This window comes from Nocardia sp. NPDC051911, from assembly GCF_040681035.1.
Classification (GTDB): Bacteria; Actinomycetota; Actinomycetes; order Mycobacteriales; family Mycobacteriaceae; genus Nocardia; species Nocardia sichangensis.
In genome coordinates, this window is record NZ_JBFAXY010000065.1 from 1 (window position 1) to 14461 (window position 14461).

Below are 14461 nucleotides of genomic sequence, written 5' to 3' on the forward strand. Positions count from 1 at the left end.
AGACGCGAACGGTCTACGACGAGACTGCCGCGTGGAACCCACACACCGAGAAATCGTCTGCCGCTTGACACCCAAGCCCCTGGGATGTCTTTTTTGAACCCGCAAACTCCCGCAAATTCCCGGCGTCTGAGAGCGGATATTCTCCAGGCTAGAAGTGTTGGGTCTGGTGGATGGCCGGCCGACACCACCCGCCAGACCCAACCTCTCTACGACACACCGCCGACCACTCCACCGGTCGAGCCGGTTGCGCTGAGGCCCGCCCAGGTGCACATCGAGGTGGAACGTGCTGCCGCCGAAGCACTGGCCAGCGTGGGCTACCCGATCGTGAACACCTTCATGCCGTGAACTCACCCGACGAGCTGCCCAGCACTCGCCCGCACTGCGGCGACGAACTGTCCTGGGGCACCGGCCCGCACGTCGCCGACGCCGCCGCACACAGTGACACCGCCGCCTGGGAATGCTTGGGCTGCCGAGCCGCCGGACTCCTGCCAGCCCGTACGCTAGCCGCGACCCTGCACCTCGGGAAACGCAGGGGAGTTCACTGCTCACCTTCCTGTTGTCCTCGCAGTTTGCGGTCGGCTCTCTCGAACAGCACCCGGACACGGGCCTCGGCCGCGGCGACCTCCTCGGCGGTGGGTTCGGCGCCGTCACCACCGCGGCGGCGGGCCGCTTCCTCTGCCTGGTAGCGGACTTCGGTCTCGGCCTCGGCCTCCAGCTGCCGTGCCGCCTCCTCGGCCCGCGCGGCAGCGGCCTCGGCTGGGTGCTCACGTTCCCAGATGACCGCGGCCCACACGCCCTGCTTCAGCAGCCGATGCAGGCACGCCGTGGCGATCCACTCCGACAGGTTCTCCCCGGCCGCCTCCAGCACGTGAGCGAACAGGGCATCGTCCATGGAAATCTCAGCTGTTGCCATGCCCGACAACGATATGCCTGCTGCCGGTCGGAGACACGCCGATGAGCGAAGTCCTCTTCAGCCAGCGCCGAACCCGCACCTCTGCACTGAACATGACCTCGACCATCCACATCCGTCGGCGCCCGGCGTCACCCATGACACCGATCATCACGCGAAACCGGCAGCGACTCATCGAAAGCGGCCAGTTGTGCCGTGATCGTCGCTGCCGTCCGGCGCGACGCGCTCGAGCACGGCCGGGAATCGGTGCAGGGGCCCGGTGGGCGATCCCCCGGATCGAACCCAAGGCCACCGCTGACTTCGTCAACCGTGTCAGCTCGCGCACGGCCACGCGGACCGGGAGGTCTCACCCCGGCGGGCGCGGCCCCGCCGAGGGGAGCCCGTACGATCTGTGCAGGGCAAGCCGCGCACGCCCCCGGCTGCCGTCGAGATCCCACGCTTTCGTCGGCACTGCACCGGTTTCAAGGGCTTACGAGTCCCGCGTAGAGTGCCGCTGCCCGGATTCGGAACTGACAATTCGGCGGTCGGCGTGGGAACCGCCGGGATCAGAGCCGAACCATGCCCAAGAACAAGCCGACCGCCGCCCAGCGAGCACGCCGTCTGAAGATCGAGACCGGCGGCGTCTACACCGAGTTGCTGCACGCACAAACCACCCCGGCAGCGTCCACGACAGCGCGGGCTGGGCGTTGGCTGACTTCCATCCTGACCCACCTGAGGGAGCTGGGGTGGCCCGCCGCTGCGCTCGATCTGGACGACGGTCGCTATGTCGCCTACTGCGGCCCGGTCCAACTAGATGTATGAGGCCATGACGTTGGTGACGCCAGCGTGGAGGCGGCTGGCTGGAGGCCGGTTTCCGGCGGCGGAATGTGGTCGATGATAGTTGTAGTGGATGTTCCAGACGCCGAGTGCGTCGGCGCGTTGGGTTTCGCTGGTCCATTCTCGGGCGTAGAGAAATTCCTCGGCCAGGATCCGGTGGTAGCGCTCGACCTTGCCGTTGTGTCGTGGCGTGTAGGGCGTGATGCGCTGGTGCCGCGCTCCGAGCAGGACTTTCGCGAAGTCGGTTGCTTTGTAGCAGGCGCCGTTGTCGGTGACGATCCGCTGGATGTGGATGATGCCGTGAGCGGCGAAGAACGCTCGCGCCCGGAAAACGAATCCAATTGCGGTGACGGCTTTCTCGTCGGGCAGGGCCTCGGTATAGGCCAGCCGGGAGAAGCCGTCGACCGCGGTGTGCAAGAAGACGTAGCCGGTGCGGGTGCCGCGCTTCTTCGTGCGGGCGACAGCCTTATCCCGGTCCGAGCCCTTGCCGTGCACGCGCCAGCCGCCGCCGTCCGGAATCCTTCCGACCTTCTTCACATCGACGTGGACCATGTGCCCGGGTCGGCGGGCGAGGATGCGGCGCGGTTCGCGGTTCGATACGCCGGCCGGGTCGAGAAACCGCCGCCGGTTGAGTCCCAGCTGGTGCAGGTGACGGCTCACCGTGCGTGCCGAGATCACCGTGCCCTCGGTATGTAGTTCGGTGGCGATGCGTCGTGCCGACCATTTGCTCACGCCGCAGCTGCTCGATCCGGACGATGATCTGGGCCGGAGTCGCTGTCGGTGACCGGTGCGGTGTCGAGGACCGGTCGTGCAGGCCGAGTTCACCGTACCGGCGGAACCTGTTGACCCACTTGCTCGCACACTGACGGGACAGGCCCATCTCGGCGGCGACATGAGCGATCGGCCGGGTCTGGCAGCGCTGCACGAGCCGGTAGCGGCCCTCGACTGTCAGCGGGGCATTACGGTGAATCACGGCGGTTCTTTCGGCTTGCGGCGGACGTGGTAGTTGGCGCTTCACATCCTGCCGTCGAAAGAACCGCCTTCAGCTCACCACCACTGCCACCGCGTCACCAACGTCACGCCCCGCAACAGCTAGATGTCGAACTGGAAAACGACGACATTGACGTGTGCCGCATCCCCACAGACCTCGACACTGCGTCCCAGCGCGCCGCACCGCTATATCTGGGAGTCCTGGCACCTGCGGACGCCACCGTCGAGGATCTGGCGACCGGAGCACGCGCTGACACCGAGACACCAAGCGAGATCGCCGTACGCGTCGACGCGGAACTGACCGCGACACGACGCAAGCGGGTCCTCGCCGCCCAGGACGAGCCGGGGGAGCCCTGTCCGATCTGCGGCGATCGGTATCCCACCCACCACCTGCTCGCTACCAGTCCCGAAGGATCCCCGGTCTGTCCGGCATGCGCCTGGGACGGCGATCACTACTACCGCGCCGACCTGCCGTATCTCGCAGTGCAGATCGACCAGTTGGTCGACATGGATCTGTCCGCACCCGCAGGATGGGCCGCGGTCGCCGCGGTGCTCGCGTTGACGTGCGGGCCCGACCTCGGCCGGCAAGTGGAGCGCGAGCTGACCCAGCGCCGCGGATGGCCGGTGATCATGGACCGTTGGGACCGCCCGATGGACCGGTCGTGGATCTGGCTCGCTCCGCATCCGACGCGGCATCCGGCCTTCGCCCACCTCGGGGCCGGGGCGAGTCTGGAGGCGATAACCCGAGCGCTCGAGCGCTACGATCCCAGCCTGCCGGTACGGGCACAGCAGGTGTGCCGGGAGGCCGACGTGCGGTGGCGGGCGGCTCTGTAGCCCGCGGCAGCCGCTTACGCGGTCGCATTCACCACCCAGGCCCTCGAACGGGACCGGCACCGCACGCCGGTCCACGTTGTGGACTCCCTCTCCGATGGCCTGTCACAGATCCGCCCACCGTTCGCGGTGACTGGGAACGCGCTCAACGTCGAATCCGGACTCGAAGAACTCCTCGAGCACCTGCTGTTCCCGCTGCTGCTCGGGCACGGACTGTGCGACCAGCCACACCTACTCCCACGCGAATACCAGCACGAGCAGATCACCGATACGCAGTTGCGCCAGGCCGTCGAGACGGTCGACAACTCGAGCGCCTTGGGGCCGATCGTCAGGGACATCCCCGGTGGCGCGGCGGCGGAAGCCGATCGGCCCGGCGATACGACACCGTCTTAGTCGATGTCGGTGTCTTCGTAGGCGATCCGTGACTCGACCAGCGGCAGCAGCTCACGCAGGCCTTGATTGTCGTCGGGGTTGATCCACAGTCCACTCCGCAGGACCGTAGCCGCGCGAGCGAAGTCGCCGAGCCGCCACCAGGCCAGCGCCAGACCGTGCCGGGCTCGATGAAACGGTCGATTTTCGATGTAGGACCAGGGCAGTACACCGGTGAACCCGGCCGGCAGGCTCAGTTCACCTACGACGACACCGGTCTGGTAGAAGCCCAGCGCTTCGGTCAGCAATGCCGCACGCCGTGCGCTGGACTTCCTGCTCGTTCCGACAACAGCGTCGGCACGAGCGAGAGCGTCGTGGCCCGAGTGCGCCCACGCGTCGACGTCACGGTAGTTCGCGTCGCGGATCCGCTTCAAGGCTCTTCGATACCCCGCCTGGTCACCGGTGCTGTCACGGTCGTCCAGGGCATCGTCGATCGGGACATCGGAAGCGGCGCCAGCGTAGGGAGACGGCATCCGCCAGCTCTCACGCACACCGGCGGCCTTCACCCGATTCCACCACGCCCATGTCCGTGCCTGCGCTACCAACTCGTGGGGGTAGTCATCCGGGTCGAGATCCCAGCCGTGGGCCAACGGGTCATAACCATCGCCCGACAGTGTCCACGCGGGCATTCGACCCGCTGCGCTGACGCGGATCGCGACCTTACGCGTCTCGCAGGACTGGTAGCGGGTCACCATCTCCTGAAGCCACACATACCGTGACAGCGGATCAGCCTCGGCCGGAACACCGACTTCAACCACACAGGTCATCTCCTCGATAATCTGCTGCATGACCTGCTCAGCCGCGGCCGTGTCCAACGGATAGGCGAATGTATTCCGGATCCGCCCCCACGTGACAGGCATGAACAGGTCGTCGTGACCGCAACCTGTCCGCTCCGCCAACGCAGCGATCAATTCGCCATCCGTCGTGATCATGCCGTGGCTCGCTTCTCTGGTGCCAATTGTCTTCGGACAGCGGACTGCTCGACGCCCAGTCTATTGCTGGGTCATCAGCCGCAGACAGTTCGCCGTCGCCGGGCTTGCCAAGGCCGGTGCCCAGTCGCTGCCCGCCGCTACCATCTGCTCCTTCGGATACCGATCCGATGTGTGGAGGCATTTCGGACATCGGCTTCGCGACAACCTCGCGCGAGTGGCGCAACGTTCAGCCGTCTGCGTCGAAGTCGCCGAACGCGACGTTTGCGGTGAGTGCGTCGAAGCGGTCGAGCAGGTCGTCGAGCTCGTCCAGGATCGGCTGGGTGCGCCAGCGAGCCGCGACGCCGCGCGCATAGTAGTCGGGGTCGAGATCACCCGCGAGCGTTGAACCATGTTGTCGCAGTAGATGTTCAGTGATGATGGCCGCGATGGTCTCGGCGGTCAGTGGGTCGAGTTCGTCGACATATCCGGTGGCCAGGCCGCGGTCGTCGAAGTCGGTCAGGAAAGGCAGCGCGCCGTAGACCGGGGGCAAGACGGGGTTGGGGTCGGTCTCGGTGGTCGAGGTGAGGATGCGTTCCATCTCGAGGTGTCCTGTGGCCTTGGGCGCGTGAGCGAGGACGGAGATCCAGCGCCGAAACACCCGGACCGGGCAGCTTGCGGGCAGCCCGGTGGCGGGCAGTTCGACCAGCGGCTGTGGGCCGATCGTCACTGTGGTGTCGGTGACCGTGACCTCGCGTTGGGTGAGGGCGGCGATCTGCCGCCAGGACAGCCCGGAGGTCGCCAGCAGCAGGAGGACCGCGTCGCGGCGCCCGTGCAAGCCGTCGGTCCATCCGGTGACCGGCAGCTGAGGCAGCAGCGCGGCGGCGCGGTCGCGGGCGGCGTCGAGCCGGGCGCCGCGGCCGGGGTTCAGGGCCCGCCGGATGGCTTCGGCTTCGCCGGGGGCGGGGTGGCCTGCGCGCTGGTGGGCGGTGTTGATGGCGGTGACGCGGCCGCGCTGGGTCGCGGCAGTGCCGGGGTGCTCGGCGAGGTAGGCCAGCACCGTGGCAGCGCCGGCGGGGAACGCGGTGTGGTCGGCGGCGGCCGCCCATCGTGCGAATTGTCGCCACTCCCGGGCGTGTTCGCGCCCGAGGCCGGGGACGAGGGTGGGGAGGGGCCGGTCGTCGATCAGTGCGGAATGCGGGTCGTGGTCATGGGAGTCCGTCATCTTTGTCCCGTCTCGGTTCGCAGCTTCGCCACATCGCGGACTCGCGCACCTACGCGCGACGTGAAGCTGAACATATTCCACCGCTGGGACAGGTGGTGCTATTCGGGCGTGCGCACCGCGGGCGCCGAGTCGGATCGCCGCGGGCGACGGGCACGTAGGAAGATCACCGTGTTGTATAAGCAGATCAGCAGGCACAACATCGGCACCGAGGTGACCACGACCGAGACAGTGGCAGACAGCCGCTGCACATCCTGTGTGAGGATGAGCGTGTTGCCCGCCACCGCGACCACCACCCACAGCATCAGTTGGCCGGCGAAGTACCAGCGCGCCGATCCGCCGCGGTCGCGGGTGCTGGCCAGCAGCGCGTAGAACAGTCCGGCCTGGAACACTGTCGCCGCTACGATGATCGGCCACAGCCCCGTCAGATACAGCGGCATCCCCGCCAGTTCGGCGAGCTCGCGGCCGAACAGAAACGACGCGACCGAGGACAACCCCATCAGCGCGAGCGCGGCCCACACCGCGCCCCTTCCGGTCCATCCGCTCATCACTGCCTCCTAACCACCACACAGCGGCCATCCGCGCGGGCGGAAACGTTGATAGACAGAAGAATTCGTTACAGAGTAGGCCCGGGCGGGTGTGTGGATTCCGTTGTGGGTCGACAGCGCGGCCAGCAACTTGTCGAGCGCGCGCTGTGCGCGTTGGGCCCGTAAGGGGATCGCTAACGGCTTGGTGGCGGGGTGAAGCCGCCCGGCCACTCCGTGTGTTCGTCGTAGTGAACGCCATCCAGGACCGCGCCATCCAGGACCGCGCCATTCAGGACTGTGTCGGTCAGATCCGTGTCGGTCAGGTCCGCGCCGAGCAGGAACGCGTCGGTCAGGTTCGCGCCGAAGAGGTCCGCGTGGGCAAGTTTCGCGTCGATCATGCTCGCTTCGACGAGGCAGGAGTTCGACAGGTCGATCGTATCGGAGCCGTCGTGGCTGGTGTCACGGCGACCGATCACCGTGACAGCAGCCTGGATATCTTCCGCGATCGCTCCCGCGCCGGGTACGTTCAACGGCGGGCACGTAGGCCCCACAGGTGCGTGTGTACGGATGAAAGCACCAAGGACCTCGAACACGGTGGGATGATCCGCCGGGGAGTCTCGGGCGAGCCGCTCCAAAGCACAGATGCCACCTAATCGAACGTCGATCTTGTCGGAGCCGAGGTGCTCGATCGCTTTGCCGAAGCGGTCGGTGACCTGCCCTTGCTCGGACAGGCCGTACTGATTTTGGGCTGCGTGCAGGGATTGGCCGGTAAACCACAGCGCCGCCACGGCCACCGCGGCGGTGGCCACTGAAGCGATCTTGGGCCAGCCGTCCCACAGAAATATTCCCCCTACGCGTCGCGCTATCCGCCTGCATCGTCGCTGCGGTGCTGGCGCCGCACGAAGACCAGGCGATGCTCGCCCTGCCAGACGGCGGTGAGCACCGAGCACCTGAGCGGTCTGCGGGCGGCGCGGCGCCGCGGAGGCGGAACTCATGCCGTCATCATCCCGGTCGCAGTCGCCGTCTCCCGGAACCTTTACGCTGGTCGCGTCGCGCCTACGCGGCGTCTAGCAGCCACTGGGATGCGAAATCCGGCGCACAGGACTTTCCGCAGATGGCCGCATGCCCCCGGCACCGGCAGCGTGCGGAGTTCGTCTCGATACCAAGCACCCGCAACGGGTAGCTGACGGAACGCGCCCACCGAGCACGCTCGCTACTTCGCGGCTCAGGCCACCGACCTCAGTTCAGGGCTCATATCGGCCGAATAGCCTTTGTATCGACGATTCTGGCAATATGAACCTTCTGACCGGAGGCCAGCTCAGCAGAAACGCCCTGCCGACCGCGTCCCACGGTCGGCAGGGCGTTTCCCCTGGTCCGTCCCGGCCCGCGACACGACACACGGCCGGTCGCGGCGCCGGTTCAGTAGCCCAAGTTGGTCTGTCCGGTGATCACTCGACCCGCGACATAGAGGTCGCCGTTGGAGTCCAGCACAGCGATGATCTTCTTCTGGTTTCCGTGGTGGGTCGTGAAGTAGATCTTGTCGGCCTCCTGCGAGGTGCTGAAGTTCGTGTTCACCGACAGTTCGATGCTCACCGGCGAACTGATGAGGACATCCTTCTTCGGTGAGGTGGGATACACCTGGTTCTGGCGCAGCTTCACCCGGCCGTGGGTGTCGCCCTCTTCCCAGTCGGAGGCCAAGCCCAGATCGATATCACCCATGCTGAATTCCCCTTATCTGCAGATCATCCTGCGATCCTCGAATGGGTAACCGGTACCCAATTCGATTGCCCCGCAAGAGAATTCTATGCAGAACCCGAGCCGGACGGCACGCCAACGGAGCGATTGTGCGTCACTCGCTCTATGGGAACAGGAACTTTCGGTCGAGATCGCCCCGGACGCTGGATCCGTCCGGATCCAGCACTCGTGGGCGTCTCGGCGTCGGGACCCGTGGTCTGGTAGTGCGCGCCCCCGTTCCGACTGATGCGGCCGTTCGAACCGTCAGCAGCAGGTGCGCAACGCGGTCACCCAGACCGCGTCCGAGTCGGCGGGGGTGATGCGGCGCTTCGAACCCCCGCGACTGCACCAGCGCAAGAAGGCTGTCGAGAAATCGAATCTTGGGCACTCGGCCGTGTCCGCGCCCGAGGTCAGGCGCGCGAGAATGTCGATCCGCCAAACCGGAACCGGGGTCCTGGGCAGGGCGGCCGGCCACCAGACCCGACACCGACACAGTCAGCGACCTCGGTCCAGCCGTAGCCCGGGCGCGGCGGCTGCTGAAGCCACGCACCCGTTGAACGAGTCCTGGACCTCGATCCTCGTGTGGAGGGACAGACCCGGAGCCTCGGTCAGTCGCTGTCGGTGTGTTGAGTACGGAGTTCTTCGATCTGCTCGATGCCTGCGGCTACGATCCGCGGCATGCCTGAGCTACGCGAGGGATGGGACGTCGAGGAGGCGGTCGGGGAGACCGATTGGGTGATGGCGCATCTGGCCGGCCACTACGTCGGACAGCCGCGGGACGCCGACGCGTGCCCGCTGGCCGGGGACGAGCGCTGGGATGAGCCCCTGATCGAGGGCGCGTTCAAGGACGCTGTCGATCGGGCGTGCTCGGCGGTGTCGCTGCGATGGGATCGGGATCGTGGCGTGATCACCTACCCGGAGTCGATGACACCCGCCAGGGCCGCCGTGTTGTGGAACGCGGCTCTGGCCGAGGCCCGCCACTACCGCTTGGGTGAGATCGTCGCGGAGACCCGAGCGGGTCGGGGTGCCCGGCTGGCGGACCGTACCCGCGGCAACGAGTGGGTGCTGCCCGACTGACCGACCTCGCACCGACTCGCCTGGGTTCTGGTCGGGGGAGCCGCTACGTTCACCACACCGAGACAGAAGACACCACACACGCGGCGGCATTCGAGAGCAGTTCCGTGCTACCGCAGACCGGTCGGAGGTGGTGGTCGAGGTCCATGCGCTGATGCAGGATGCGGACGATGTCGATGACGCCCTCATCGGTGGAGCGGTAGTACAGGGTGTGCGATCCGGCGGCGAGCTTGCGGTAGCCGGGGCGGATGTCATCGCAGGCGCGACCGAGGTGCTGGCCAGACGACTGGCATTCGGCAGTGTGAATGGGGGTTTCGGAGGGCGTAAGAAGCAACGAAGTTCGGGTAGCCGCGGAGTCGCCGATAGAACCACCACGGACAACGGCCTGGAAGCCGAGAGGAAAAAATGTTCCGGGCCGTTGCCGGTCACCCGATTGGGGGGCTGCCGAGTTAACCCGGGCGACGCCTCCGATCCTACCGAAAAACGGTAAAACGCGGCGGGCGGCGACCACGTTCGCAGGGTTCGGCGAACGTAGGCTGCGCAACTATGACCGAGGATCTGCAAGGGCGTCTGATCGCGATGGAGCGGTAGTCGCGGACCTGACCTGGCGGATGCGCAGCGTCGAGCGGGACGCCGCTGCGCGCGGATGCTCGCCGGTGACGCGGATCGGGACCTGAGCGAGATCAGCGCGCAGATGCAGCGACTTCCGCCCGGCCACCGGGGAGAGCGTCGCCGCGATGCGTCCCTGGCAGAGCTACGCACCCAGATCGCGACCCTGCTGAGGTCACTGACCAGCCGCGGCAGCGACCCGTGAACCAGGGCGACGACCGAAGAAACGGAGTCGCTGGCCTTCACCGGTGAACACGACACCGCAGGCTCAGCTCTGTCGTCCCGGCCGAACCTGCGGCGTTACGGCCGGTGCCCGAGCGGCGGCTCAGACCCCGACCTCACCCAGCAGCCTGCCACTCGACCCCAACATGTCAAGCACCCACCACCGGCCGCGACACCCGCGCCCGGGCTGCCCGCCACCCCAGGTCAGCAGGGGTAACGTTGACGGGGCCTCGATATCCCGTCGAGGAAGTTCGCCTCACTACCGCTTCGGCCCCGGAACCTCGCACCGGGGCCGAAGTCGCATCCCGGAGAGCTCTCGACCGCCCGCCGCGATCCGATGCCTGTCGACCTGCGAAGATTCCGGTTCCGAGCACGAAACCGAGAGCGAAGCCGCCTGGTCGCTGTCTATCCGCGGTTGCCGCACCCCGGTGCTGTGAGGACTCGGGCACGGCGGAACCCATTCGATCACGAATTCTGTTGCGCACCGAACTGTTCGAAACACACCCTATCGTGCGTGCGTGAAAAACGCTGTCATACAGTCGGATTGGTGCGCGTGAAACAAGCGGAAAGTCATGGATCGTCGGTTCAGGAGTCTCGGCGGCACCGGATGCACCCGTGGGTGCGCTGACCATGGGGATGGTTCACGACACCGCAGCCCAGCCCCGCCGGCCCGGCCGAACCCGCAGCGTTACGGCCAGTGCCCGAACTCGAACGCATCAGACCCCGACCTCACAACGGGTAGCGCTGCATCCGGAGGAACACTTGTTGCTGAGCGGCGAGCTTTTGCTGCTGCGACAACTCGCCCACGGCGGCGGCTTCGGCGATCTGCTCCAGCTGCCCGCGGATGACCGCGGGGTCCGGTCGGGTCTTCTGCTCGGCCTGGTCCCGGAGGGCCTGAGCGCACCGGATCACTCCGATGACCACACTCAACGGCGAGGCGACGACCGCGCCGATCACCCCCACGGCCGGGCCCTGTCGCGGCTGCGGGTGCCCGCCTCGGCAGCCGACCAGCACCGAGGCGAATCGTCGATCAGTTCGATCATCGGCTCATATCCCGTCCAGTGGCGTGGATCGTCGGTAACGACCGCACCGTCAGAGGCGACCGATCCGACAGCCAACGGTTACCCACCACGCGGCGGTAATCACGGTGACCGCAAACACGGCTCCCGCAATCCCTCGAACACCCTGCGGTTGTCGACGACCGCGAGGCCCGCCGACTACCGCCCTGGCGCTCGAGCGGCCCAGCCGAGTCCAGGAGACCGTGCGGCAGCTCGACTGGATCGATGTCGAGCGCACCTTCGTCGGCAAGGCCGCAGGAAGGCACACCGCACGTCCGCAGCTGAACAAGCTGCTCGCGTTCGTGCGCGACGGAGACACCTCGTGAACGTGCACTCCATGGACCGTCTCGCCCGCAACCTCGGCGACCTTCGCCGGTCGGTGGGCAGTGCACTCTGACCGGCAAGGGAGTGCGGGCGGGATTGGCGAGAGAGTCGTCGACCTCCATCGGCGAGGATTCGTCGATCGCAAACCCCAAGGTGCGCCGGGGCCTGTGGCGCGTCGTCCACCAACCCCTCTTCCATTTGCTGAATGGTAGCTATAGTTCCGGGGTCACATACTGGAACTATCGGGAGGTGCCACCATGAGTAACTCGAGCGTTGTCACGGTGCCGGCGAAGGCCGAGGACGGGGTGAAGTCCGGCGTGACGGTCAGCCGCGACGATGTGTTCACCGTCTCCGGCAGCGGGCGGGCGGCCTACGGCCGAGACGCCACGACCTACCCTGATGGGACCCGGTACATCGACGGCAAGTATGCCGGGGCATACATGAAGGCCGAAGGTGTGGTGCCGGGAGCGCCGATCGGGACGCTGATCGTGCGTGTGGGTTCAGGCCCATGGTTTGCCGCGGGCTCCGCCCAGACCTTCCGTGCACTCGAGGACGGTGAGGTGATCGTCGCCTACAACGACTGGCCCGGCAAGTACGGCGACAACTCCGGCGAATACGTCGCGACAGTGGAGAACCACGGCAGCATCTAGCCTGCCGCCAGGCAAAGGCGACGGAAAGAAATAGACGACAAGTACCCCACCAACTCCGCCTTGGTGGGGTACTTCGTCATTCGGCTTCCCCGGATGATGATCGCCGCCGCACCCGTCGGGCACCGACCCTTCTCTCTCTCCTCGGAGGCGACACGCACTGGCGAGCGCTGTGCGGATGGTGCAAAAGACATCACCACATCCCGCGTAGGCTGCCGGGCTATGGCATCCGAGGATCTGCAGGCGCGTGTGGCCGCGCTGGAGGCGCAGGTCCGTGATCTGACCGGGCGGTTGCACATCGCCGAGCAGGACGCCGCGGCGGCGCGGGTGCTGGCCGGTGGCGCCGACCGGGACGTGACCGCGATCTGTTCGGAGATCCGCGACTTCCGCCAAGCCACCCTGGCCGAATTCACCGCCGTCCATGAAGATCTGACCGACCTGCGCACGTCGATGAACAGCCAGTTCACCGAGCTGCACAACGGGTTCGCCGAGATACAGGGCAAGCTGGCCGCCGCAGCGTCCGGACAATCCCGGATCCTCACCATGTTGACCATGCTCATCGAACGTGGCAACGGCCAGCAGCCACGGCTATAGCGGCTGATCTCATCGGTTGGTGTTGCGCTGCTGCCGCGAGATCTCTAACGACCGGCGCGCCGCGCCGGGTGACGGGGCTGGTGGGGGTGTGCTGGCACGGTGATGGGTGTGGACGGCGATTACCGGTCGATAACCGATATGGCGGCCCTAGAGTTGGGTGCGGCACCGCGCGACGACCACGCCGAGCGCGTCGAGCTGGTCACTTTGGTGCGGTTCGCGACCGGGGACGGTGTTCTGGTGTTCGGTTCCCGGGCCGCGGCGCAGCGGGTGTGCGCGCTGCTGGGCGCGCAGCTGAAGACAGCGGGGCGGGTGGCGGCGGCCGGGCCGCGGGCGCGCCCGCGGTGGCAGGTGCGGGTGGCGGACGCGACCGGGGTGCGCGCCCGGCTGGGACTGCTCGACCCCCGCCAGGGGCGTCGGGTGCAGGGGCTGCCGCCGGAGGTGATCACCCGCCTCGACCAGAACCCGGCGGCGATCGCGCGGGCCGGGTTCCTGGCCGCGGGGGCCATCCACCTCACCGGACCGGTGCCGCGACTGCAGATCACCTGTCCCACCCTGGCGGTCGCGCTCGCTGTCGCCGGGGCGCTGCGGCGGGCAGGGACCGTCGCCGGGGTGCGTCACCACGAGCGAACCGGCGCCGACCACGTCACCGTGGCCGGGATCGACGCGGTCACCACGGCACTCTAAGCCGCCCTGAAATGCCTGTATCTGGTGACTCGTTCGCTCGACCCGACCGGCGCCGGTCGGGCACGATGGACCATGCGCTGGAAGCCTGCGGTCAACGCGTTCGCGATCACCTTTGCCGACCGCTGGCCCGACGCCCGAACCTACTGAGAGAAACCGCCGGAAACACCTTTAGCGAGATAGTCCCAAGCGGTGCATCGAGCTCGACAATCTCACAAGCCTTATGCGTAGCCGCCGACAGTGGGTCCGCCGGGCCAGAGTCGTTCGAGGTCAGCAGGTGTGAGTGGGGCGCGGTATGCGTTGTGAAGGACAGATTGGATGACGGGCGGTTCGGCCTCGGCTAGGTTCGCAAAATAATCGATTCCTGCGGAATATGCCCACATGTAGGTTCTGAGTAGTCGGTTTGTGCTGCGGTCGGCTAGCAAGCCGGCGATGAGGTTGTCGTTCCACCAGGGGACGCGGGAGCGGGCGTGGTCGGCGCAGGACTCGATGGAGGTCCCGGCGTTGATAGCGAGGTGGAGTCCGGGCCCGGACCAGTTGGGTGTATAGTGCACGAGTCTGGTGCTGGCCACCAATGCTTCGTCGTCGGGTGTGATGAACAGCGGCATGGCCTGGGCCCAGCCTTCGAGCAGGACTTGCTGGGGTCCGTGTACGGAGAGCAGGCGAACCCATGGGACGTCTTCGACGGCGCAGCGAGCGGAGATGCTGGCGCTCTGCAGGCCATGTCCAAGGACTTCGTGCAGGGCCATTTGCCGGGCCCGGACTTTGGTGAAGTTGGCGTTGCGCATGTTTGGCCGGTCCCCGATGACGGGACCACCCGGTCTTTGAGTCCGGGTTGTATTCGATCCAGTTTCAGTTGGTGGTGCAGGCCACCGGGTGGTGGCG

At 66.9% G+C, this 14461-nt stretch carries 15 protein-coding genes and 4 pseudogenes; 9 read left to right on the forward strand and 10 right to left on the reverse strand.

Translation table 11 applies throughout. The features are described from left to right. Positions 1 to 538 precede the first annotated feature (538 nt). Positions 539 to 913: a hypothetical protein gene (locus AB0L97_RS37430; protein ID WP_364439520.1), complete on the reverse strand. Its 375-nt coding sequence runs from the start codon at positions 911 to 913 to the stop codon at positions 539 to 541. Positions 914 to 1468: 555 nt separating this feature from the next. Between AB0L97_RS37430 and AB0L97_RS37435 the strand changes: the two genes are divergently transcribed. Continuing rightward, complete coding sequence (locus tag AB0L97_RS37435) at positions 1469 to 1711, forward strand: hypothetical protein (RefSeq protein ID WP_364439523.1); 243 nt, start codon at positions 1469 to 1471, stop codon at positions 1709 to 1711. On the opposite strand, the pseudogene AB0L97_RS37440 reads toward AB0L97_RS37435, so the two are convergent. Beyond that, a pseudogene (locus tag AB0L97_RS37440) lies at positions 1700 to 2699 on the reverse strand (IS481 family transposase). The gene AB0L97_RS37435 and the pseudogene AB0L97_RS37440 overlap by 12 nt on opposite strands. Positions 2700 to 2851: 152 nt before the next feature. Between AB0L97_RS37440 and AB0L97_RS37445 the strand changes: the two are divergent. Both AB0L97_RS37445 and AB0L97_RS37450 read left to right on the forward strand, forming a co-directional pair. After that, the gene (locus AB0L97_RS37445; protein ID WP_364439525.1) at positions 2852 to 3550 is read left to right on the forward strand and encodes a hypothetical protein; all 699 of its coding nucleotides are present in this window, start codon (positions 2852 to 2854) and stop codon (positions 3548 to 3550) included. 126 nt (positions 3551 to 3676) lie between these two features. Continuing rightward, on the forward strand, positions 3677 to 3940 hold the full coding sequence (locus tag AB0L97_RS37450; RefSeq protein WP_364439528.1) for a hypothetical protein: 264 nt from the start codon (positions 3677 to 3679) through the stop codon (positions 3938 to 3940). On the opposite strand, the gene AB0L97_RS37455 is transcribed toward AB0L97_RS37450, so the two are convergent. From AB0L97_RS37455 to AB0L97_RS37475, 5 genes are all read right to left on the reverse strand, one after another. After that, a complete protein-coding gene (locus AB0L97_RS37455) occupies positions 3937 to 4764 on the reverse strand; it encodes a hypothetical protein (RefSeq protein WP_364439531.1) in 828 nt (275 codons plus the stop codon). The two genes, AB0L97_RS37450 and AB0L97_RS37455, sit on opposite strands and share 4 nt — an antisense overlap. Positions 4765 to 5134: 370 nt before the next feature. Then, on the reverse strand, positions 5135 to 6109 hold the full coding sequence (locus AB0L97_RS37460; RefSeq protein ID WP_364439534.1) for a hypothetical protein: 975 nt from the start codon (positions 6107 to 6109) through the stop codon (positions 5135 to 5137). Positions 6110 to 6207: 98 nt separating this feature from the next. Next, positions 6208 to 6654, reverse strand: coding sequence for a hypothetical protein (locus AB0L97_RS37465; protein ID WP_364439536.1), 447 nt, complete (start codon positions 6652 to 6654; stop codon positions 6208 to 6210). Between the two features lie 173 nt (positions 6655 to 6827). Next, positions 6828 to 7442 carry a pentapeptide repeat-containing protein gene (locus AB0L97_RS37470; RefSeq protein WP_364439539.1) on the reverse strand — a complete coding sequence of 205 codons (615 nt, stop codon included), beginning with the start codon at positions 7440 to 7442 and terminating at the stop codon, positions 6828 to 6830. Positions 7443 to 8052: 610 nt separating this feature from the next. Further along, a complete protein-coding gene (locus AB0L97_RS37475) occupies positions 8053 to 8352 on the reverse strand; it encodes a DUF6342 family protein (RefSeq protein WP_364439542.1) in 300 nt (99 codons plus the stop codon). A gap of 693 nt (positions 8353 to 9045) precedes the next feature. On the opposite strand from AB0L97_RS37475, the gene AB0L97_RS37480 reads away from it, so the two are divergent. Continuing rightward, positions 9046 to 9444 (forward strand): hypothetical protein, encoded by a 399-nt coding sequence (locus AB0L97_RS37480; RefSeq protein ID WP_159850045.1) that lies wholly within the window; start codon positions 9046 to 9048, stop codon positions 9442 to 9444. A gap of 124 nt (positions 9445 to 9568) precedes the next feature. Here AB0L97_RS37480 and AB0L97_RS37485 read toward each other — a convergent pair. Together AB0L97_RS37485 and AB0L97_RS37490 are read right to left on the reverse strand one after the other, a co-directional pair. Then, positions 9569 to 9712, reverse strand: a pseudogene (locus AB0L97_RS37485) (type II toxin-antitoxin system RelE/ParE family toxin); the annotation flags it as partial. Positions 9713 to 11001: 1289 nt separating this feature from the next. Then, positions 11002 to 11286 (reverse strand): gas vesicle protein G, encoded by a 285-nt coding sequence (locus AB0L97_RS37490; RefSeq protein ID WP_364439547.1) that lies wholly within the window; start codon positions 11284 to 11286, stop codon positions 11002 to 11004. Between the two features lie 211 nt (positions 11287 to 11497). Here AB0L97_RS37490 and AB0L97_RS37495 point away from each other — a divergent pair. From AB0L97_RS37495 to AB0L97_RS37515, 5 genes and pseudogenes are all read left to right on the forward strand, one after another. Further along, positions 11498 to 11801, forward strand: a pseudogene (locus AB0L97_RS37495) (recombinase family protein); the annotation flags it as partial. Between the two features lie 110 nt (positions 11802 to 11911). Beyond that, on the forward strand, positions 11912 to 12304 hold the full coding sequence (locus AB0L97_RS37500; RefSeq protein ID WP_364439550.1) for a LecA/PA-IL family lectin: 393 nt from the start codon (positions 11912 to 11914) through the stop codon (positions 12302 to 12304). Positions 12305 to 12523: 219 nt separating this feature from the next. Continuing rightward, positions 12524 to 12895 carry a hypothetical protein gene (locus tag AB0L97_RS37505; RefSeq protein ID WP_159850049.1) on the forward strand — a complete coding sequence of 124 codons (372 nt, stop codon included), beginning with the start codon at positions 12524 to 12526 and terminating at the stop codon, positions 12893 to 12895. A gap of 138 nt (positions 12896 to 13033) precedes the next feature. After that, positions 13034 to 13579, forward strand: a complete 546-nt coding sequence (locus tag AB0L97_RS37510) for a hypothetical protein (protein WP_364439554.1) — start codon at positions 13034 to 13036, stop codon at positions 13577 to 13579. Further along, positions 13580 to 13726, forward strand: a pseudogene (locus AB0L97_RS37515) (IS256 family transposase); the annotation flags it as partial. Between the two features lie 71 nt (positions 13727 to 13797). Here the strand turns inward: AB0L97_RS37515 and AB0L97_RS37520 are convergent. Beyond that, the gene (locus tag AB0L97_RS37520; protein WP_364439557.1) at positions 13798 to 14364 is read right to left on the reverse strand and encodes a hypothetical protein; all 567 of its coding nucleotides are present in this window, start codon (positions 14362 to 14364) and stop codon (positions 13798 to 13800) included. Between the last annotated feature and the right edge of the window lie 97 nt (positions 14365 to 14461).